This window comes from Rhizobium sp. YJ-22, assembly GCF_029601685.1.
GTDB lineage: Bacteria > Pseudomonadota > Alphaproteobacteria > Rhizobiales > Rhizobiaceae > Metarhizobium.
The window spans coordinates 74,836-93,974 of record NZ_JARRIR010000007.1 but is presented as its reverse complement, the minus strand read 5'-3'; the positions used below and the strand labels follow the sequence as shown (position 1 = coordinate 93,974).

15 protein-coding genes are annotated in these 19,139 nt (G+C 65.0%); 8 read left to right on the top strand and 7 right to left on the bottom strand.

Translation table 11 applies throughout. The annotated features are described in order from the left end of the window. Positions 1–231 precede the first annotated feature (231 nt). The 3 genes from P7F60_RS17090 to P7F60_RS17080 are packed head-to-tail and all read left to right on the top strand — an operon-like array spanning position 232 to position 4,656. Positions 232–2,613, top strand: a complete 2,382-nt coding sequence (locus tag P7F60_RS17090) for a phosphoketolase family protein (protein ID WP_277918954.1) — start codon at positions 232–234, stop codon at positions 2,611–2,613. Positions 2,614–2,617: 4 nt separating this feature from the next. Further along, positions 2,618–3,550 carry a bifunctional enoyl-CoA hydratase/phosphate acetyltransferase gene (locus P7F60_RS17085; RefSeq protein ID WP_277918952.1) on the top strand — a complete coding sequence of 311 codons (933 nt, stop codon included), beginning with the start codon at positions 2,618–2,620 and terminating at the stop codon, positions 3,548–3,550. Further along, a complete protein-coding gene (locus P7F60_RS17080) occupies positions 3,547–4,656 on the top strand; it encodes an acetate/propionate family kinase (protein ID WP_277918951.1) in 1,110 nt (369 codons plus the stop codon). The genes P7F60_RS17085 and P7F60_RS17080 overlap by 4 nt, the downstream gene beginning before the upstream one ends. A gap of 125 nt (positions 4,657–4,781) precedes the next feature. Here the strand turns inward: P7F60_RS17080 and P7F60_RS17075 are convergent, their stop codons facing one another. Next, a complete protein-coding gene (locus tag P7F60_RS17075) occupies positions 4,782–5,987 on the bottom strand; it encodes a DUF3422 domain-containing protein (protein WP_277918950.1) in 1,206 nt (401 codons plus the stop codon). A gap of 123 nt (positions 5,988–6,110) precedes the next feature. After that, complete coding sequence (gene putA, locus P7F60_RS17070) at positions 6,111–9,776, bottom strand: trifunctional transcriptional regulator/proline dehydrogenase/L-glutamate gamma-semialdehyde dehydrogenase (protein WP_277918948.1); 3,666 nt, start codon at positions 9,774–9,776, stop codon at positions 6,111–6,113. A gap of 211 nt (positions 9,777–9,987) precedes the next feature. Here putA and P7F60_RS17065 point away from each other — a divergent pair, with 211 nt between their 5' ends. Both P7F60_RS17065 and P7F60_RS17060 read left to right on the top strand, forming a co-directional pair. Next, complete coding sequence (locus P7F60_RS17065) at positions 9,988–10,467, top strand: Lrp/AsnC ligand binding domain-containing protein (RefSeq protein WP_277918947.1); 480 nt, start codon at positions 9,988–9,990, stop codon at positions 10,465–10,467. A 189-nt stretch (positions 10,468–10,656) separates the two neighbouring features. Then, positions 10,657–10,893 carry a YdcH family protein gene (locus tag P7F60_RS17060; protein ID WP_277918946.1) on the top strand — a complete coding sequence of 79 codons (237 nt, stop codon included), beginning with the start codon at positions 10,657–10,659 and terminating at the stop codon, positions 10,891–10,893. Between the two features lie 85 nt (positions 10,894–10,978). Here P7F60_RS17060 and P7F60_RS17055 read toward each other — a convergent pair whose 3' ends face one another. The 4 genes from P7F60_RS17055 to P7F60_RS17040 form a co-directional block, all read right to left on the bottom strand. Continuing rightward, a complete protein-coding gene (locus tag P7F60_RS17055) occupies positions 10,979–12,412 on the bottom strand; it encodes an aldehyde dehydrogenase family protein (RefSeq protein WP_277918945.1) in 1,434 nt (477 codons plus the stop codon). A gap of 157 nt (positions 12,413–12,569) precedes the next feature. After that, the gene (locus P7F60_RS17050; protein ID WP_277918944.1) at positions 12,570–13,694 is read right to left on the bottom strand and encodes an FAD-binding oxidoreductase; all 1,125 of its coding nucleotides are present in this window, start codon (positions 13,692–13,694) and stop codon (positions 12,570–12,572) included. A 34-nt stretch (positions 13,695–13,728) separates the two neighbouring features. Further along, positions 13,729–15,240 carry an amino acid ABC transporter permease/ATP-binding protein gene (locus P7F60_RS17045; protein WP_277918943.1) on the bottom strand — a complete coding sequence of 504 codons (1,512 nt, stop codon included), beginning with the start codon at positions 15,238–15,240 and terminating at the stop codon, positions 13,729–13,731. Positions 15,241–15,334: 94 nt separating this feature from the next. Next, positions 15,335–16,171, bottom strand: coding sequence for an ABC transporter substrate-binding protein (locus P7F60_RS17040; protein WP_277918942.1), 837 nt, complete (start codon positions 16,169–16,171; stop codon positions 15,335–15,337). A 233-nt stretch (positions 16,172–16,404) separates the two neighbouring features. Here P7F60_RS17040 and P7F60_RS17035 point away from each other — a divergent pair, with 233 nt between their 5' ends. The 3 genes from P7F60_RS17035 to P7F60_RS17025 all read left to right on the top strand — a co-directional run bounded on the left by P7F60_RS17035 (position 16,405) and on the right by P7F60_RS17025 (position 18,648). Beyond that, complete coding sequence (locus P7F60_RS17035) at positions 16,405–17,520, top strand: LacI family DNA-binding transcriptional regulator (RefSeq protein ID WP_277918941.1); 1,116 nt, start codon at positions 16,405–16,407, stop codon at positions 17,518–17,520. Between the two features lie 88 nt (positions 17,521–17,608). Further along, positions 17,609–18,106, top strand: coding sequence for a ferritin-like domain-containing protein (locus P7F60_RS17030; protein ID WP_277918940.1), 498 nt, complete (start codon positions 17,609–17,611; stop codon positions 18,104–18,106). A gap of 128 nt (positions 18,107–18,234) precedes the next feature. Next, positions 18,235–18,648 (top strand): BA14K family protein, encoded by a 414-nt coding sequence (locus P7F60_RS17025; protein ID WP_277918939.1) that lies wholly within the window; start codon positions 18,235–18,237, stop codon positions 18,646–18,648. 59 nt (positions 18,649–18,707) lie between these two features. Here the strand turns inward: P7F60_RS17025 and P7F60_RS17020 are convergent, their stop codons facing one another. After that, positions 18,708–19,112: a hypothetical protein gene (locus P7F60_RS17020; protein WP_277918938.1), complete on the bottom strand. Its 405-nt coding sequence runs from the start codon at positions 19,110–19,112 to the stop codon at positions 18,708–18,710. Positions 19,113–19,139: the final 27 nt, after the last annotated feature.

The window sequence follows — 19,139 nt, the reverse complement described above, 5'->3', positions numbered from 1 at the left end:
CACGCAGATGAAGCACATGGTGGTTTCCTCCCAGACCCACCGTTTCATCTGTTCCCCTCTGGAGGTTTAGACCTTCACACCTTATGGGCCGCGATTTTTTCGTCGGCCCTTTTTTCTTGTCCGATCCTGTCTTTGCACACGACCGTCATCGCATTGTCACCCTTGACCTATGACAATGACCCTTGCTGCCCTATGTCGCATTCATCCGGCACGCTGCATCAGGAGACGACGATGACGACAGTCGATGACCGCCAAGACCTCGCCCTGCTCGACCGCTACTGGCGGGCCGCCAATTATCTCTCCGTCGGGCAAATCTACCTGCTGGACAATCCGCTGTTGAAGCAACCGCTTGCGGCGGGGCATATCAAGCCGCGCCTGCTCGGCCATTGGGGCACGACGCCGGGGCTGAATTTCATCTATGCCCATCTCAACCGCATCATTCGCGCCCGCGATGCCGACGTCATCTATATGTGCGGCCCCGGCCATGGCGGGCCGGGCATGGTCGCCAATACCTATCTGGAAGGCAGCTACAGCGAGATCTATCCCGAGATTTCGGAAGACGCCAAGGGAATGCAGAAACTTTTCCGGCAATTCTCCTTCCCCGGCGGCATTCCCAGCCACGCCGCGCCGGAAACGCCGGGCTCCATCCATGAGGGCGGCGAGCTCGGCTATGCGCTGGTCCATGCCTATGGCGCCGCCTTCGACAATCCGGACCTGACGGTCGCCTGCGTCATCGGCGACGGCGAGGCCGAGACCGGGCCGCTGGCGGCGAGCTGGCATTCCAACAAGTTCCTCAACCCCGCCCATGACGGCGCGGTGCTGCCGATCCTGCATCTCAACGGCTACAAGATCGCCAATCCCACCATCCTCGGCCGCATGGCCGACGCCGATCTCGACCATCTGTTCCGGGGCTATGGCTACGAACCCTTCTTCGTCGAGGGTCATGAGCCGGAGGCGATGCACCGCGCGATGGCCGAAACGCTGGACACCGTCTTCGACCGCATCGCCGCCATCCGCGCCGAGGCGCGCTCGGGGGGCAAGGCGCAAGGCATGCCGCGATGGCCGATGATCGTGCTGCGCAGCCCCAAGGGCTGGACCGGGCCGAAGGAGGTGGACGGCAAGAAGGTGGAAGGCTTCTGGCGCGCCCATCAGGTGCCGGTCGCCAATTGCCGCGGCGATGCCGATCACCGCAAGATCCTCGAAGACTGGATGCGCTCCTACGATCCCGCCGACCTGTTCGACGAAAACGGCCGGTTGAAACCGGAGTTGCGGGCGCTGGCCCCGGACGGCACGCGCCGCATGGGCGCCAATCCGCATGCCAATGGCGGGCTGCTGCGCAAGGAGTTGAAGACGCCCGACATCACCGATCATGCGATTTCCGTCTCGCCCGAAGCGCGCGGCGCGATTTCGGTGCAGACGACGGAAATTCTCGGCCGCTACCTGCGCGACGTCGTCAGACTGAATGACGCGGAACGCAATTTCCGCATCTTCGGGCCGGACGAGACCGAGTCCAACCGTCTCGGCAGCGTTTTCGAGGCGACGGAGCGGGTGTGGATGGAAGGCATAGAGCCCTACGACGTGCATCTTTCCCGCGAGGGACGGGTGATGGAGGTGCTATCCGAGCATCTTTGCCAGGGCTGGCTGGAAGGCTATCTGCTGACCGGGCGGCATGGCTTCTTCTCCTGCTACGAAGCCTTTATTCACATCGTCGATTCCATGTTCAACCAGCATGCCAAATGGCTGAAGGTGTCAAGGGAACTGGAATGGCGCAAGCCGGTTTCCTCGCTGACCTATCTCCTGACCTCGCATGTCTGGCGGCAGGACCATAACGGTTTCAGCCATCAGGATCCCGGCTTCGTCGACCTCGTCGCCAACAAGAAGTCCGACATCGTGCGCATCTACCTGCCGCCGGACGCCAATACGCTGCTCTGGGTCGGCGATCATTGCCTGAAGACCTGGGACCGCATCAACGTCATCGTCGCCGGCAAGCAGCCGGAGCCGCAATGGCTGACGATGGACGAGGCCGTCGCCCATTGCGATGCCGGCCTCGGCATCTGGGACTGGGCCGGCACCGAGGACGGCGCGGTGGCGCCGGACGTGGTGATGGCCTGCGCCGGCGACGTGCCGACCATGGAAGCGCTCGCCGCCGTCATGCTGCTGCACGCGGCGATCCCGGCGTTGAAAATCCGCGTCGTCAATGTCGTCGACCTCATGACCCTGCAATCGCAGGACCAGCATCCGCACGGAATTTCCGATGCCGAATTCGACCGGTTGTTCACCACCGACCGGCCGGTGATCTTCGCCTATCACGGCTATCCCACCCTGATCCATCGCCTGACCTACAAGCGCACCAACCACCGCAACATCCATGTGCGCGGCTTCATCGAGGAGGGCACGACGACAACGCCCTTCGACATGACGGTGCTCAACGAACTCGACCGTTTCCACCTCGCCATCGAGGCCATCGAGCGCGTGCCGGGATTGAAGGAGAAAGCCGGCCCGGCCATCGATGCCCTGCGTGAAAAACTGGCCGAGCATCACGATTATGTCCGCGAATACGGCGAGGACATGCCGGAGATCCGCGACTGGGCCTGGACTGCGGGACGGGGATAATCGGGTGAACATCGAGCTCTTCCGCCACGAGACCATCCTCGACCAATGCGCCGGACTGCCGCCCTTGCCGACGGCGGTGGTGCATCCGGTGCAGCCGGCCGTGCTGCAGGCGACCCTCGATGCCGCCGCCGCCGGCCTGATCGTCCCGGTCCTTGTCGGGCCGAAGGCGCGGATTGCGGAGGCCGCCGCCGGCCTCGATATTTCCGGCTGGGAAATCGTCGATACCGAGCACAGCCATGCGGCGGCGCAGGCCGCCGTCGAGATGGCCGCGAAAGGCCGGGTCGGGGCGCTGATGAAGGGTGCGCTGCATACCGACGAACTGCTCGGAGCGGTGATGCGCGCCGAATCGGGCCTGCGCACCGAGCGGCGCATTTCCCATGCCTATGTGATGGCCATCGCCAGCTATCCCAAGCCGCTCATCATCACCGATGCGGCGGTCAACATCTTTCCCGATCTCGCCGCCAAGGCCGATATCGCCCAGAACGCCATCGATCTCTGGCGGGTGGTATTCGGCAGCGAAAGACTGCCGAAGCTGGCGGCGCTGGCCGCCGTCGAGACCGTCAATCCGAAGATGACGGCGACGCTGGATGCGGCGGCACTCTGCAAGATGGCCGATCGCGGCCAGATCGCCGGCGGGCTGATCGACGGTCCGTTGGCCTTCGACAATGCGATCAGCGCCGCAGCGGCAGCCGACAAGGGCATCCTCTCGCCGGTCGCGGGCGATGCCGATATCCTGCTGGTGCCGGATATCGAGGCCGGCAACATGCTCGCCAAGCAACTGACTTTTCTCGGCGGCGCGCAAGCGGCCGGCATCGTGCTCGGCGCGCGCGTGCCCATCGTGCTCACCAGCCGCGCCGACAGTGTCCAGACAAGGCTGCTCTCCTGCGCGCTCGCCGTATTGCTCGCCGAGGCGCGAAAGCAAGGGCTGATCAAATGATCGATACGCTGCTCGTTCTCAACACGGGTTCCTCCAGCCTGAAATTCCAGGTTTTCCGGCTTGATACGCTCGATGTGCTGATGCAGGGCAAGGTTGCCGATATCGGCGGCGCGGCCGCGCTCGCCGCGACGCTTGCCGATGGTGAAAAGCTCTCGGCCGAGGTCGGCGGCAACGACCACGATGCGGCGCTCGCTGCGGTGATGACGCTGGTCGACTGCCATGACGACGACTGGCGCACCAAAGCGGTGGTGCATCGCATCGTCCATGGCGGCACGCGCTTTGCCGATCCGGTGATCGTCACGCCGGAGATCGAGGCGGAACTGCGCCGCCTCGTGCCGCTCGCGCCGCTGCACCAGCCGCACAATCTCGCCGGCCTCGACGCCTCGAACCGGCTGGCCCCGGATGCGCTCGACATCGCCTGCTTCGATACCGCCTTCCATGCCGGCCATAGCGAGGTCATCTCCAGCTTCGCCATCGAGAAGGATTTTCGCGACAAGGGCATCCGTCGCTACGGGTTTCACGGGCTGTCCTATGAATGGATCGCCCACGCGCTTCGCGAACAGCATCCGTCGCTCTATCATGGCCGCGTCGTCGTCGCCCATCTCGGCAATGGCGCCAGCCTCTGCGCGCTCGGCAACGGCGTCAGCATCGACACGACCATGGGCATGACGGCGCTGGACGGCCTGCCGATGGGCACGCGCTGCGGCGCCATCGATGCCGGCGCGGTCATCTTCATGCAGCGCGAACTGGGGCTGACGCCCGACGAGGCCGAGCATCATCTCTACGAGCGCTCCGGCTTGAAGGGGCTTTCCGGCCTCGCCAACGATGTCGAGGCGCTGCTCGCCTCCGCCGATCCGCGCGCCGCCTTCGCGCTCGATTATTTCACCCTGCGGGTGGCGCAGCATATGGCGATGATGGCGGTGTCTATGGGTGGCCTCGACGCCATCGTCTTCACCGGCGGCATCGGCGAACACGCCGGACCCATCCGCCAGTCGATCACCGACCGCCTCGCCTTTCTCGGCCCCTTCGAAACACTGGTCATCCCCGCCAACGAGGAACGGATGATGGCACAACACGCCCGGCGGCTGCTCGCCGGGCAGGCGTGATTTCAGACGGCAGCCCTACCCTCTCTTCCGTCATGCTCGGGCTTGTCCCGAGCATCTAACCACGTAAGAGATATCCATTATCCTCTTCCTCGGGACGAGCCCGAGGATGACGAAGTATCGGAGGTTTACTCCTTCTCGAACGCCTCGCGCACCCGGAAAATCGCCAGCGCCACGGCGCAGATGACGATGGGGATGGAGATCAGCATGACGAAGGGGCTGATGTGGTAGCCGGCGTGATCGGCGGCTTCCATGGCGGTCTTCATCAGGCTGAGCAGGTAATAGCTGATGGCGATCACCGACAGGCCTTCGACGGCGCGCTGGATTTTGAGCTGGGTGGCGGCGCGTTCGGCGAGCGCCTGGATCTGCACCGCATTCTGCGCTTCGACCTCCACCTGGATGCGGGTCTGCAGCAGGTCGAGGATATGCATCGCCGCCTGCGAGAGCTGTTCGAGGCGCAGCGCGGTGGCCTCGCAGGTGCGTACCGCCGGGCGGAAGCGGCGCATGACGAAGACGCCGAAGCGCTGGAAGCCGGGCACATGCGTCTCACGCAGGTCGCCGATGCGTTCTTCCACGATCTTCGCATAGGCGGCGGTGGCGCCGAAACGGTTGCGGGTTTCCGCCGCCGCCGAGATCAGATGCGCCGAGAGCGTCGAGATCTCGTTGAGGAGCTGCTTGTGGCCGTCGGGCTCGACGGTGCGGTTGCGGCTGGCGAGATCGGCGAGCCGCCGGTCGTAGGAGGCCAGTTCCGGCCCCAGCTTGCGCGCCTGCGGCAGGCTGAGCAGCGCCATGGCGCGATAGGTCTCCACCTCGCAGAGGCGGCGCACCATGCGGCCGAGGCGATAGCTGTTCAGGTAGCGGTTGAACAGCAGGACACGGCAGCCATGGTCGGTGCTGTCATGGAAATCGGAGCAGATCAGCGCCGCATCGCCGCCGATATAGGAGGCGGCGGTATCGGCGAAACCGAATTGGGTGAGATAGGGCAGCAGATCGTCGGGCACGTCGTTGCGCACCAGCACCGCCAGTCGGTAGATGACGCGCGCGGCGGAGACGCCGGCCTCGCGCTCGGCATCGGCCGCCGTCAGCGTCGGCATCGGCCAATGCTCGGCATTGGTCGCCATGGCCGTGACGCGGGTGACGGTGATGAATTCGGTGTGGAATTCGACGCGGGTCTGGACGCCGGCCGAAACATGGGTGGGCCGCGCCGTGGTCAGCGCGGCGCTATGCCAGCCCTGATCGTCGGTCGGCATGAAGGCGAGGTGTTCGACGAAGGCCGGCCCGGTGAAATAGGTGGACGGGCGCGCATGCAGTTCGGCATTGAATTCCCCGGACATTGCCACTCCCCAAAGGCAACAAAAAACCGCCGCCCCATTTCCATGGAACGGCGGCGGGCACCCTAGCTGGCGATCAGCGGTCTGTCGACCGCCTGAAAGCAGAGCTTAAGTGATTGAATCGATTTAGCCGATGGCCATCAGGCTGGCATTGCCGCCGGCCGCCGTCGTGTTGATCGAGGTGGAGACTTCCTCCAGCAGCCAGTTGAGGCAATAGGCCTCGGCGCCGGCTTCCAGCTCGGCGCTCGTCGCGGCCTGGACCAGCACCAGCGGACCCGGCAGGGCGGCGATCTTCTTGCCAACCTCGACGGTGCGCGCGGCATCGCCTTCGATCAGCGCGCCGGCATAAGGCGCATTGGCCGCCCAATCCTTGCTCCAGGTGATGCGGGCGACGACGCTGGCCGGCAGGTCGCGCAGCGAGGCTTCCAGCCCCGAGCCGGAATCGATCGCCACTTCGTTGCCGGTGGCAAGGGCGGCGGTGAGCTGGCGATAGAGGCCGACTTCGGTCTGCGGTACCAACAGGATGCGGCCACGCGGGTGCAGGGCATAGACGTTGCGCTCGCCGACCGGGCCGGGCAGATCGAGCACGAGGCCGAGGGCGGAAACGCCGCCGGTCTCGCGCGCATCCCGCGCCAGTTCGTTGCGGCCGCGCTGGCCGAGCCAGCGGGCGAAATCGGTGAGCGCCGGATCGGTATGCACCGAGCTGTGGCGCGGCGGCACCGGGGCGTTATCCACCAGACGGCCGAGATAGAGCGGACCGCCGGCCTTCGGGCCGGTGCCGGACAGGCCACGGCCGCCGAAAGGCTGCACGCCGACCACCGCGCCGATGACGTTGCGGTTGATATAGACGTTGCCGACGCGGATGAGGCCGGTCACATGGCTGATCGTCTCGTCGAGGCGGGTGTGCAGGCCGAAGGTCAGGCCGTAACCGGTCGAATTGATGTCCTCGATCAGCCGCTCCAGGTCGTCGCGCTTGTAGCGCAGGACATGGAGGACCGGGCCGAAGACTTCGCGATGCAGATCCTTCAGCGAGCCGATCTCGACGATCGTCGGGGCGACGAAGGTGCCGTTTTCGGTTTCGGGGCCGAGCGGCAATTGCTCGACCTTGCGGCCGAGGCCGCGCATGCCGGCGATATGCTTCTCGATGATGCCCTTGGCCTCGTCGGTAATGACAGGACCGATATCGACCTTGAGGCTATCGGTGCGGCCGATGGAAAGCTCCTTCAGCGCGCCCTTGAGCATGGTGAGGATACGGTCGGCGACGTCTTCCTGCAGGCACAGCACGCGCAGCGCCGAGCAGCGCTGGCCGGCGCTGTCGAAGGCCGAGGCGATGACGTCGAAGACCACCTGTTCGGCCAGCGCCGAGGAATCGACGATCATGGCGTTCTGGCCGCCGGTTTCGGCGATCAGCGGGATCGGCTTGCCGTTCGGCAGCAGGCGCGCGGCAAGCTGGGCCTGGATGAGGCGGGCGACCTCGGTCGAACCGGTGAACATCACGCCGCAGGTTTCCGGCGCGGCGACGAGGGCCGCCCCGATGCGGCCATCACCCGGCAGCAATTGCAGGGCAGCACGCGGGATGCCGGCCTCATGCAGGATGCGCACGCCTTGCGCGGCGATCAACGGCGTTTCTTCCGCCGGCTTCGCCAGCACCGGATTGCCGGCGACCAGCGCCGCGGCGATCTGGCCGGAGAAGATGGCGAGCGGGAAATTCCACGGGCTGATGCAGACGATCGGGCCGAGTGGCTTGTGCGTGACGCCGAGCGTGCGCCGAGCCTGTTCGGCATAATAGCGCAGGAAGTCGATGGCTTCGCGCACTTCGGCAATGGCGTTCGGCATCGACTTGCCGGCCTCGCGCATGATCAGGCCGAGCAGCACCGGCATGTCGCGCTGCATGATATCGGCGGCGCGTTCCAGGCAGGCGGCGCGCTCGGCGGGCGGTGTCGCACCCCAGCTTGCGCCGGCAGACGCAGCGATCTGCATGGCCCTGGCGACATCGCCTTCGGCGATTTCGGTCACCGTGCCGACCACGTCCCTGTTGTCGCCGGGGTTGAGGACCGGGCGGCTCGTGCCGCTGGCCTCGCCCTCGCCCAGCGTCGGGCCGGAGCGCCATTCGCGGGTGGCGGAACCATCCAGCGTTGCCGAGATCTCGGCCAGCACCGTCTCGTTCGACAGGTCGAGACCGGCCGAATTCCTGCGGGCGCCAAAAAGGTCGTCCGGCAGGGCGATCTGGTCGTGGCGCGCGCCGACGACGGCCATGGAGCGGACGACATCGGCCGGATCGGCGACCAGCTCGTCGATGGAGACCGACTTGTCGCCGATGCGGTTGACGAAGGAGGAGTTGGCGCCGTTTTCCAAGAGGCGGCGGACGAGATAGGCGAGCAGCGTCTCATGCGTCCCGACCGGCGCATAGATGCGGGCCGGGCGATTCAGCTTGTTCGCACCGACGACTTCGTCATAGAGCGGCTCGCCCATGCCGTGCAGGCACTGGAACTCATATTTGCCGGTCTGGAAATCCGGGCCGGCGAGCTGGTAAATGGTCGCCAGCGTCTGGGCGTTGTGGGTGGCGAATTGCGGGAAGACGGCATCGGTCGCCGCCAGCAGTTTTCGCGCGCAGGCGATGTAGGAAACGTCGGTGTGGACCTTGCGGGTATAGACCGGGAAATCTTCGAGCCCGTCGACCTGGGCGCGCTTGATCTCGGCATCCCAATAGGCGCCCTTGACCAGGCGCACCATGATGCGTCGCTGCGTGCGGCGGGCAAGATCGATGATGAAATCGAGCACATAAGGGCAGCGCTTGCCATAGGCCTGCACCACGAAACCCATGCCGTTCCAGCCGGCGAGGTCGGGGTCTTCGCAGAGACTCTGCAGCAGGTCGAGCGACAGTTCGAGGCGGTCGGCTTCCTCGGCGTCGATGTTGAGGCCGATGTCGTATTTCTTCGAGAGAAGCGCCAGCGCCTTCACCTTCGGCAGCAGCTCGCTCATGACGCGCTCCGCCTGGGCGCGGACATAACGCGGATGCAAGGCCGAGAGCTTGATGGAAATACCGGGGCCGTCATAGATGCCGCGACCGGCAGACGCTCGGCCGATGGCATGGATGGCGGTCTCGTAATCCTTGTAATAGCGCTCGGCATCGGCGGCCGTGGTCGCGGCTTCGCCGAGCATGTCGTAGGAATAGCGGAAGCCGCGTTCTTCCAGCGGCCGGGCGCGCTTCAGCGCCTCGTCGATGGTCTCGCCGGTGACGAACTGCTCGCCCATCATGCGCATCGCCATATCGACGCCGCGGCGGATGACCGGCTCGCCGGCGCGCGCGATGAGGCGCGTCAGCGCGGCGGAAAGGCCGCGATCGTTGACCGTCGAGGTCAGCTTGCCGGTGACCACGAGGCCCCAGGTGGCGGCATTGACGAACAGCGAGCGACCGCCGCCCATATGCGACTTCCAGTCGCCTTCGGCGATCTTGTCGCGGATCAGCGCATCGCGGGTGGCGGTGTCGGGAATGCGCAGCAGCGCTTCGGCGAGGCACATCAGCGCCACACCTTCCTGGCTCGACAACGAATATTCATGCACCAGACCCTCGACGCCGGCGCCCTTGTGCTTGGCGCGCAGTGCCTCGATCAGGTTGCGGGCGGTGCCGCGCACGGCCTTGCGGACGTCGTCCGGCAGAGTCGCCTGTTCGAGCAGCGCGGCGACGCAGTCGGCTTCGGGCCGGCGATAGGCAGCGGTGATCGCCTGCCTGAGCGGCGTCTGCGGGCGGATGGAGGGCGCGAAATCGGCAAAGGGTCTTGGAGTCGACACAGAAAGGTCTCCGTCGAAGTTCGAGGCAAATGGCGTGATTTCCGGAATGGGAGAATGGCCCTCGCGTGACGCTTGCGCAAGGCCGCGCGCCATCCTCCCTCTTTCCGGCTCTGCGGCATTGTATATCACGTCGCCACGCGATATGCGTACTGGAGATCGGCAATTTTCAGCGCATTTCGTCTTATTTATTCGCCAACTGGAGTGAAAAAAGATGGCTCAGACTTCGATTTCAGGCGAATTGGATAGCTATGATATCAAGATTATCCAGGCGCTCGTCGATGACGGACGCCTGTCGATCACCGACCTCTCGGAAAAGGTCGGCCTGTCGAAGACACCCTGCCACCAGCGACTGAAACGGTTGATCAAGGATGGTTACATCCTCGGCTTTCGCGCCGTACTCGATCCGCAGAAACTCGGGCTCGACCACGTCGCCTATACCGAGGTGAAACTCTCCGACACCCGCGAGGCGGCGCTGCACAGTTTCAACGAGGCGGTGCGCAATATCCGGGAGATCGAGGAATGCCAGATGATCGCCGGCTCCTATGATTACCTGCTCAAGGTTCGCACGGCCGACATGCGCCGCTTCCGCCGGGTGCTCGGCGAATCTATCTCGACGCTACCGCATGTCGCCAGCACCTCCACCTTCGTGGTGATGGAATCGGTGAAGGAGGCCAATCTGCGGCCGGCTTAAGGTCTGTCAGGTTTCCTCTGAACCTGACAGACCTTAAGTTTCTTTGTTTTTGTTTGCCTTTTCTGGAAAACCGGTTTCCACTTTTTCCTGACAAACTCTAAGATTTCTGCCGTTGTTTTGAGATCGATCAAGGAGCGGATGGAAGGAGGCTGACAGACTTGCCATGAAACGACAAGAAAGGAGGCCTCCATGTCGAACACGCCGCACACGCTGGGAGAGGAATTTCCCGGCCAGCTCGACGCCATTCACGCCCTCAAGGCCGCGGACGCGCATTTCGCCCGCATCCTTGACGACTATGATACGGTCAACGATCAGATTCACCGGGCCGAGACACGCATCGACGCCATCAGCGAAGAGGCGGAAGTGATGCTGCGCAAGCGCCGCCTGGCGCTGAAGGACGACATCGCCAAGGCCTTGTCGCAGTAATACAAACGAAAACGGCGCCGGATTTTCCGGCGCCGTCACTTTCAGGGCCGGCGTTCAAAACGCCGGCCTTTTTCGCTTGCGCCGGTCAGGCAGCGTCGGGGCGATGCACGGTCTTGACTTCCAGGAAGTCCTCCAGGCCGAAGAGGCCGCCTTCGCGGCCGTTTCCAGACTGCTTGTAGCCGCCGAACGGGCTGCCGTAACGGTGTGGGCCGCCATTGATATGCACCATGCCGGCGCGCAGGCGCGACGCGACGCGCTCGGCGCGCTCGGCATCGCCGGTCTGCAGATAGGCGGCGAGACCATAAGCCGTGTCGTTGGCGATGGCGATGGCTTCCTCTTCGGTGTCGAAGGGGATGATCGCCAGGACCGGGCCGAACACTTCCTCACGGGCGATGCGCATCCCGTTGTTGACGTCGGCGAAGATCGTCGGCTTGACGAAATAGCCGGTCTCGAAACCTTCCGGCTTGCCCGGGCCGCCGACGAGAACGCGCGCGCCTTCGGCGACGGCCGCCTCGATCAACGCCTGCACGCGGCCGAACTGGATATGCGAGACAAGCGGGCCGATATGGCCGCCCTCTTCCTGCGGATTGCCGACGGTCGCCTCGCGGCCGGCGCGTTCGGCGATCTCCAGCACCTTGTCATAGACGGAGCGGTCGACCAGCATGCGGGTCGGGGCGTCGCAGGACTGGCCGGAATTGTTGAAGCATTCGAAGACGCTGCCGGCGACGCGGCCTTCCAGGTCGGCGTCGGCGAAGACGATGTTCGGCGACTTGCCGCCGAGTTCCAGCGTCACGCGCTTGACGGTGTCGGCGGCATCCTTGCTGACCGCAATGCCGGCGCGGGTCGAGCCGGTGAAGGACATCATGTCGATATCCTTGTGCTTCGAGAGCGCCGCGCCGCATTCGATGCCGTCGCCGTTGACGAGGTTGAAGACACCGGCAGGGAAGCCGGCCTCATCCACCATCTCGGCATAGAGCATGGCGTTGAGCGGCGTGAATTCCGAGGGCTTCAGCACGCAGGTGCTGCCGGTCGCCAGCGCCGGAACCACTTTCAGCGCGATCTGGTTGATCGGCCAGTTCCAGGGGGTGATGAGGCCGCAGACCCCGATCGGCTCCCGGCGCAGGACGTCGCCATTCGGCAGCACTTCGCGGGTCTTCAGCCGCTTCAGCCCGTCGATGAAGCCCTGGAGATGGCCGACGCCGACATCGGCCTGCTGCTCGCGGCTCATGGTGATCGGCGCGCCGAGTTCCAGCGTGATCGTCTGGGCCATTTCTTCGTAACGGCGCTTGTAGACTTCCATCAGCTTTTCCAGAAGCGCGATGCGCTCCTCGACGCTGGTCTGGCCGTAGGTGGCGAAAGCCTTCCTGGCGGCGGCGACGGCGCGATCGATATCGGCAGCCGTCCCCATCGAGATGACGGCGATCGGCTGTTCCGTCGCCGGATTGATCACCTCGAGATCGTGGGGCTTCAACGGATCCACCCACTGGCCGTCGATGTAGAATTTGCGCTTGTCGAGCATGCTGTTCTCCCGTCGCGTTTCGTCTTTTGCCTGTCCATCCGGCACTGCGACGACCGGACGGACGGCGACAATAGACACCACAGAATCGGCAGAAATGAAATGACTTATCAGTGAAAAACGGCTGGGGAAGATGCGGTGCGCACCCTCCCCCGCGTCGTCACGCCGAAAAACGCTCCGGCCGGAAGCTGGCAAGCATTGGGTGACGCCCGCCGGTCGCGATCTCATAGGCAAGCAATTCGCCGACGATCAAGCCAAGCGTCGCGCCGCTGTGGCTGAAGGCCACGTAATAGCCCGGTATGGCAGACAGTTCGCCCATGACCGGTTCGCCATCGCCGGGGATCGGCTTGCGGCCGGCGCCATAGGCGGCGACTTCGAGCTTCGGGTGCCCTTCCAGGATTTTCGAGGCTTCGGCCAGCAGGGCGTCCAGGGTTGATTGCCGGACATCATAGGACCCGTCGGCGTTGGTGGAAACCTCGTCCGCCGCCCAATCGGCATCGACGGAAAAACCCCCATCCGGCGCGGGGCGGACGGCGACGCGGGGCGTATTCAGCACCGCCTTCAGCGGGTGATGCAGCGGTTTGGTCATGATCAGCAGCGCCACCGGCGTGCCGTCGTCGATGCGCTGGCCGGCCTCCGCGACCATGGCCGGCACCGAGGGTCCGGTGGCGAGCAGCACGGCGTCGCCCGCGAAACGGTTTCCGGCGGCGGTGTGCGCTCCCACCGCGCGGCCGTTCTCGACGATCACCTTCGCCGCACCCTGATCGGTGACGAGCGTACCGCCATTCGCCGAGAATTCCTTCAGCAGATGGGCGATCAGCGCCGGCAGGTCGACCCAGCCTTCGCCGGGATTGAAGATCGCGCCCTGCGGCGTGATCGTGGCGGCATCGACGCCGGGCGTGATGTTCGCAACATTTTCGGGGGCGAGGTGCAGGGCGTCATAGGCCAGCGAGACCTCATAAGCGTAGGCGGCGGCGATCTCGTTCTTCGCATCGTCCGCATCCCAGGTCAGCCCGCCCTCGAAGGACAGCCAGTCGACCTTGCCGACGCGGTTGGCCAGCGTGCGGTAGCGATCGATGCCGGCCATGCGCAGCCGGTGATAGTCGTCGGAGCGCATGCGCGCCGAGTTCAGCCAGGAAAGCGAGCGGCCGGACGCACCGTTGCCGGCCGGGCCGTCATTGAGAAGCGTGACGGCGATGCCGCGCCGCTGGAGCTGCACGGCGGTGGAGACGCCGAAGATGCCGGCGCCGATGACGACGACCTGGGAGATTTTCGTTGCGGACATGGTTTGCACTTTCATTCGGGATTGCGAAGGATGATCACAGCACTTCGGCGAGGAAGCGCTTGAGGCGCGGGCTTTGCGGCGCATCGAAAATCCGGTCGGGCGGACCGGCCTCGACGATGCGACCCTCGTCCATGAACACGACCTGATCGGCCACGCGCCGGGCAAAGCCCATTTCATGGGTGACGACCACCATCGTCATGCCTTGGCTGCCGAGATCGGCCATCAGGTTGAGCACGCCCTTGACCAGTTCGGGATCGAGGGCGCTGGTCACCTCGTCGAAGAGGATGACTTCCGGCTCCATGGCGAGAGCGCGGGCAATGGCGACGCGCTGCTGCTGGCCGCCGGAGAGGCCGCCGGGGCGATGATGCTGGCGGCTCGCCAGCCCGACATCGGAGAGCCGCGCCTTGGCGATGCGCTCGGCCTCTTCCTTCGACAGGCCCTTGACCCGGTTCGGCGACAGCATGACGTTTTCCAGCGCCGTGTGGTCCGGAAACAGGTTGAAGTGCTGGAACACCATGCCGACGCGGCGGCGCAGCTTTTCCGGCTTCATGGCGAGAATGCTCTCGCCATCGATCAGGATATCGCCGTCCCTGGGCTCGACGAGGCGATTGAGGCAGCGCAGCAGCGTCGACTTGCCCGAGCCCGAGGGACCGATGATGCAGGTGACGCTGCCGGGCTTGACCGTGAGATCGACACCCTTCAGCACCTCCAGCTCGCCATAGGCCATGCCGAGATTGCGCACGTCGAGGCTGCCGCCCTTGAAGACCGGGCCGGTCTCGGCGCGATCGACACCTTCCAGCTCGCTGACTTCCTCCAGCCCGCTGGCAATGGCGGACGGTCGCTGCTTGCCGATGCGCAGACGGTTGTCGATATAATTGACCAGATGGGTGAGCGGCACGGTGATGACGAGATAGAAGATGCCGGCGAGCAGCAGCGGCGACAGGTTGCCGGTGACCACCGCCTGGTCCTGCCCCACGCGAAAGATCTCGCGCTCGGAGGCGAGCAGGCCGAGGAAATAGACGAGGCTCGAATCCTTGACATTGCCGATGAACTGGTTGACCAGCGCCGGCAAAACCCGGCGGATGCCCTGCGGCACGACGATGAGGCGCATGCCCTGCCCATAGCTCATCGACAGCGCCCGGCACGCCTCCATCTGGCCGCGATCGACGCTCTGGATGCCGGCGCGGAAAATCTCGCCAATATAGGCGCCGGCGATCAGGCTAAGCGCCAGGATGCCGAGCGGATAGGGCGACGGGCCAAAGAGTTCGCGACCCAGGCGGGCGAACCCCTGGCCGATCAAGAGGATGGTGACGATGGCCGGCAGGCCGCGAAAGATATCGGTATAGACGCGGGCGGGAATGCGCAGCCAGGGCGAGCGCGAAATGCCCATGATCGCCAGAAGCATGCCGATGACCACGCCGAGCACGGTGGATGCGGCGGCCAGGATCAGCGTATTCTTCAGGCCGACCATGATCATGGCCGGCAGCACCTCGGCCATCGCATCCCAGTCGAGGAAGCTGCGACGCAGGTTTTCAAGCCAGTTCATCAAGAATTTCCCTCAAGGGCAGGCAGCCGACGCGGCAACGGTCTCACGTCGGCAACGGATGGCCCCGGCCCGTCAAGCGCCGGGGCCGCGCGGCTTACTTCTTGGGAAGATATTCGTCCGGCATCGGCGAGCCCGGGAACCATTTTTCATAAAGCGTCTTCCAGGTGCCGTCCTGCATGGCCTCGTGCAGCGCCTTGTTGAGAGCGGCCTTCAGCGCGTCGTTGCCCTTGCGGATGACGAAGCCGGCCGGCGCGTCGAAGCTCGGAATGTTGATCGCAACCTTCAGCGTCGGGTAACGGCCGGTATAATCCTTGGCCGCCTCGTAATCGAGGAAGTGCGCGTCGATCGAGCCGTTGTTGAGGGCCACGACGGCGGAATTGTTGTCGGGGAATTTCACGAGGTCGGTGCCGGTGAAATTCTTCTGGGCGTAGATTTCCTGCAGCGTGCCCTGCACGACGCCGAGGCGCTTGCCCTTGAGACCGGCGGCATCCTTGATCGCCGCATCCGGCGTCAGCACCGAAAGATAGCCGGCGAGATAACCGTCGGAGAAATCGACCGTCTTCTTGCGGGCCTCCGTGGTGCCGATGGCCGCCACCGCGACATCGAAGCGGCCATTGGCGACCGAGGGCATCAGCGCCGAGAATTCCTGGCCGGTGAAGATCACCTGGTCCTTCTTGAAGCCCATGCGCTCGGCGACGTTGAGAAACAGTTCGATGTCAAAGCCGGTGAAATTGCCGTCGGCGGTGGTGAAGGTGTAGGGCTTGGCATCGCCCATCGTGCCGACGCTGATCGTCTTGGCGTCGATGAGGCCGAGCGGATTGTCGTCGGCCAGCGCGGACGTCGCCGTGGCGCCGGCGACGGCGAGCGTCAGGGCAAGGGCGGCGGCGCGCACCCGGCCGAAAATCCCGTGGGTTGCAGATCCAGTGGTCATCAGTCTCGTTCTCCTGCTCCGGTGGTTGTTTGCCGGACGGAAAGACGCAACGGGTCTCCCGGCGGACGCCAGGCATTCCGCCTGGGCGTCCGTCTGGCGTGCGCATGCCGTCCAGAGTCTTGCCTCCCTCATGAGACCGGTTTCTTTCCTCAATGAGACCGGTCTCTTTCAGATTTGACGATTGTTATATTCGCATTGACCGCTCGTCAATATGTCTTGTACACCTTGGCGCCATGGAACAGGATCATGGCAAGGCAGCCTCCGTGACCGTCGCCGACGTGGCGCGGGCCGCCGGCGTCTCGAAAGCAACCGCAGCGCGCGTGCTTGGCGGATACGGCACCGTCAGCGACCGGGTGCGCGCCGCAGTCCTCAGCGCCGCCAAGGCGCTCGACTACCGCCCGAACGAGCTGGCGCGCAGCATGACCACCGGCCGCTCCGGCACCATCGGCGTCGTGGTCGGCGATATCGAAAACCCGTTCTTCAGCTCGGCGGTGCGCGGCATCGCCGATGTCGCCCGCTTGGCCGGCTTCAACGTCATCCTCACCAATTCCGGCGAGGAGATCGCGGCGGAAAAGGCGGCGGTGAAGACGCTGGTCGCCAAGCGGGTGGACGGGCTGATCGTCTCGCCGGCCCGCGACAGCGACATCGAGCATCTGCGCGACATCGAACGCTCCGGCCGCCCGCTCGTCCTTCTCGACCGCGCCGTCGAGAGCCTCCGCGTCGATGCGGTGACCGCCGACGATTTCCAGGCGTGCGAGGCGGTGACGCGGCTGCTGATCGACGAGGGCCACCGCCGCATCGTCTATCTCACCGCCTGCGATACGCCCGGCCACCGCTTCGAGACGCTCGACGATCTGTATACCGGCTCGGTGCGCGCCCGCGTCGCCGGCTTCCTCAAGGCGGGAGCGGAGGCGGGCATCGAGGCCATGGGCGGCTTCGTGAAGCTCGGGGCCCTCGGCGCGGAGCGGACCCGCGCACAGGCGCGCGACCTCTTCGAGGCGGCCTTGCCACCGACGGCGATCATCGCCTCGGACAGCCTGATCGCGCTGGAAGTCTTTCGCCTCGCCCGTGAACTCGGCCTGCAATTGCCGCGGGATCTGTCGCTCGTCTGTTTTCACGACGCCGACTGGACCTCGGTGACCTCGCCGCCGGTCACCGTCATCCGCCAGCCGGTCTACCGCATCGGCGAGACTGCCGCCCGGCTGCTGATTGGGCGGCTGAAGGGCGAAGGCAACGCGCCCGCGCATGTGGTGCTCGACACCACGCTGATTGCCCGCGGCTCTGTCGGCCCGGCACCCGCCGAAGGGCGATCCGGCGCCCGCGAGACCCGGTTACGCCATCCGGTGTGAATGCCGTGCCACCTTCCCGGGCGTGGAACAAAGGCAGGCACCGGGTGTTTGACTCGCCGTGCATCATCCCATCCCACAGGAGGAATTCATGGCCACTGAAAAAACGCTGAACGATCTGTTCCTGGACACGCTCAAGGACATCTATTACGCCGAGAAACAGATCCTGAAGGCCCTGCCGAAGATGGCCCGCGCCGCCCAGTCTGAAGAAGGCAAGGCCGGCTTCCTGAAGCATCGCGACGAAACGCAAGGCCAGATCGAGCGTCTGGAGCAGGTTTTCGAAATCATCGGCAAGCCGGCGCGCGGCAAGACTTGCGAAGCCATCCAGGGCATCATCGCCGAGGCCGAGGAAATCATGGACGACTTCAAGGGCACGCAGGCACTCGATGCCGGCCTGATCTCGTCCGCCCAGGCCGTCGAGCATTATGAAATCGCCCGATACGGCACGCTGATCGCCTGGGCGAAGCAGCTCGGCCTCAAGGATGCCGTGCCGCTGCTGCAGGCGACGCTGAAGGAAGAGGAAGCCACGGACAAGAAGCTCACCCAGCTTGCCGAAACCTCCGCCAACAGCAAGGCCAAGGCTGCCTGATCCCGTTTTCACCGGAATAGCCTGCGGCCGCCCCTGTTTCATGGGGCGGCCGCTGCCGTTTTGCGCGCTGGGCATGGAACCATCGCCACCCGAATGGATTAATACCTGATGTTGTAAAGGAGAATGATATGCATGTCCTGACAAAGACCTGGATGGCCGGCGCCCTGGCGACGCTGATGGCGGCGACCTCCGCAATTCCAGCCGGCGCCATGCCGCTCGTCGCGCCGCAGGTTCAGAAATCGACAGATGTCGAGACGGTGCAGTATCGCGACCGCCGCGGCTGGTATCATGGCCATCGCGGTTATCGTCACCATCGTCCCGGCTATCGTCGTCACTCCGACGGCTGGTGGTATCCGATGGCTGCTTTCGGCGCGGGGGCCATCATCGGCGGGGCTATCTCCGGCTCGCGTCCGGCACATGCCGGCCTCAGTTCACGCCATTACCAGTGGTGCGAGTCGCGCTATCGCACCTATCGCGCCTCGGACAATACCTACGTGCCGCGCGCCGGCGTTCGCGCCGAATGCCGCTCGCCCTATTATTGAGCGGGCTTAGCCCGGCAGACAAAAAGCGCCGCATGGCTTCCATGCGGCGCTTTTCTCTGTCAGCGGGATTTCGCCAGGCGCGCGGTAACCAGCGGCAGGGCGGCGGTCGCCAACGTGCCGAAGGGAAGGCGCCGCAACAGACGACCGGCGACGAAACTGCTGGCCATGGCCCCGGCAAGCTTCGCCCAGGGGTAATCGCCGAGCTGGCGATGGGCGTCGCGGTCGACCCGGCGGGCGCTGTTCTTCGCCAGCATCGAGGCCTCCTCCTTGACCAGCGCCACCTGCCGGCGCAGGGTTTCGATCTCGTCGCGCAAGCGGGCGAGGCTGCGCTGCTCGCGCATCTGGGCGAGATCGACGGGGCGCACCGCCAGGTCGCTCCCGTCGCTGGTCTCCGCCTCCATTTCCGCCAGATGTTCCTGGAGCTGCGCCTCTGTATCGAAACCGTGGGTCCGGATATTGGTCATCGTTTCGCCTCCTTGCGATCGTTCCGT

What these genes read in the sequence shown, in the direction of transcription:
- P7F60_RS17060 (WP_277918946.1), top strand. Translation starts at nt 10,657, where the DNA reads ATGTCGAACACGCCGCACACGCTGGGAGAGGAATTTCCCGGCCAGCTC.
- P7F60_RS17025 (WP_277918939.1), top strand. Translation starts at nt 18,235, where the DNA reads ATGCATGTCCTGACAAAGACCTGGATGGCCGGCGCCCTGGCGACGCTG.
- P7F60_RS17030 (WP_277918940.1), top strand. Translation starts at nt 17,609, where the DNA reads ATGGCCACTGAAAAAACGCTGAACGATCTGTTCCTGGACACGCTCAAG.
- P7F60_RS17065 (WP_277918947.1), top strand. Translation starts at nt 9,988, where the DNA reads ATGGCTCAGACTTCGATTTCAGGCGAATTGGATAGCTATGATATCAAG.
- P7F60_RS17050 (WP_277918944.1), bottom strand. Translation starts at nt 13,694, where the DNA reads ATGTCCGCAACGAAAATCTCCCAGGTCGTCGTCATCGGCGCCGGCATC.
- P7F60_RS17080 (WP_277918951.1), top strand. Translation starts at nt 3,547, where the DNA reads ATGATCGATACGCTGCTCGTTCTCAACACGGGTTCCTCCAGCCTGAAA.
- P7F60_RS17035 (WP_277918941.1), top strand. Translation starts at nt 16,405, where the DNA reads ATGGAACAGGATCATGGCAAGGCAGCCTCCGTGACCGTCGCCGACGTG.
- P7F60_RS17045 (WP_277918943.1), bottom strand. Translation starts at nt 15,240, where the DNA reads ATGAACTGGCTTGAAAACCTGCGTCGCAGCTTCCTCGACTGGGATGCG.
- P7F60_RS17040 (WP_277918942.1), bottom strand. Translation starts at nt 16,171, where the DNA reads ATGACCACTGGATCTGCAACCCACGGGATTTTCGGCCGGGTGCGCGCC.
- P7F60_RS17020 (WP_277918938.1), bottom strand. Translation starts at nt 19,112, where the DNA reads ATGACCAATATCCGGACCCACGGTTTCGATACAGAGGCGCAGCTCCAG.
- P7F60_RS17090 (WP_277918954.1), top strand. Translation starts at nt 232, where the DNA reads ATGACGACAGTCGATGACCGCCAAGACCTCGCCCTGCTCGACCGCTAC.
- P7F60_RS17055 (WP_277918945.1), bottom strand. Translation starts at nt 12,412, where the DNA reads ATGCTCGACAAGCGCAAATTCTACATCGACGGCCAGTGGGTGGATCCG.
- P7F60_RS17075 (WP_277918950.1), bottom strand. Translation starts at nt 5,987, where the DNA reads ATGTCCGGGGAATTCAATGCCGAACTGCATGCGCGCCCGTCCACCTAT.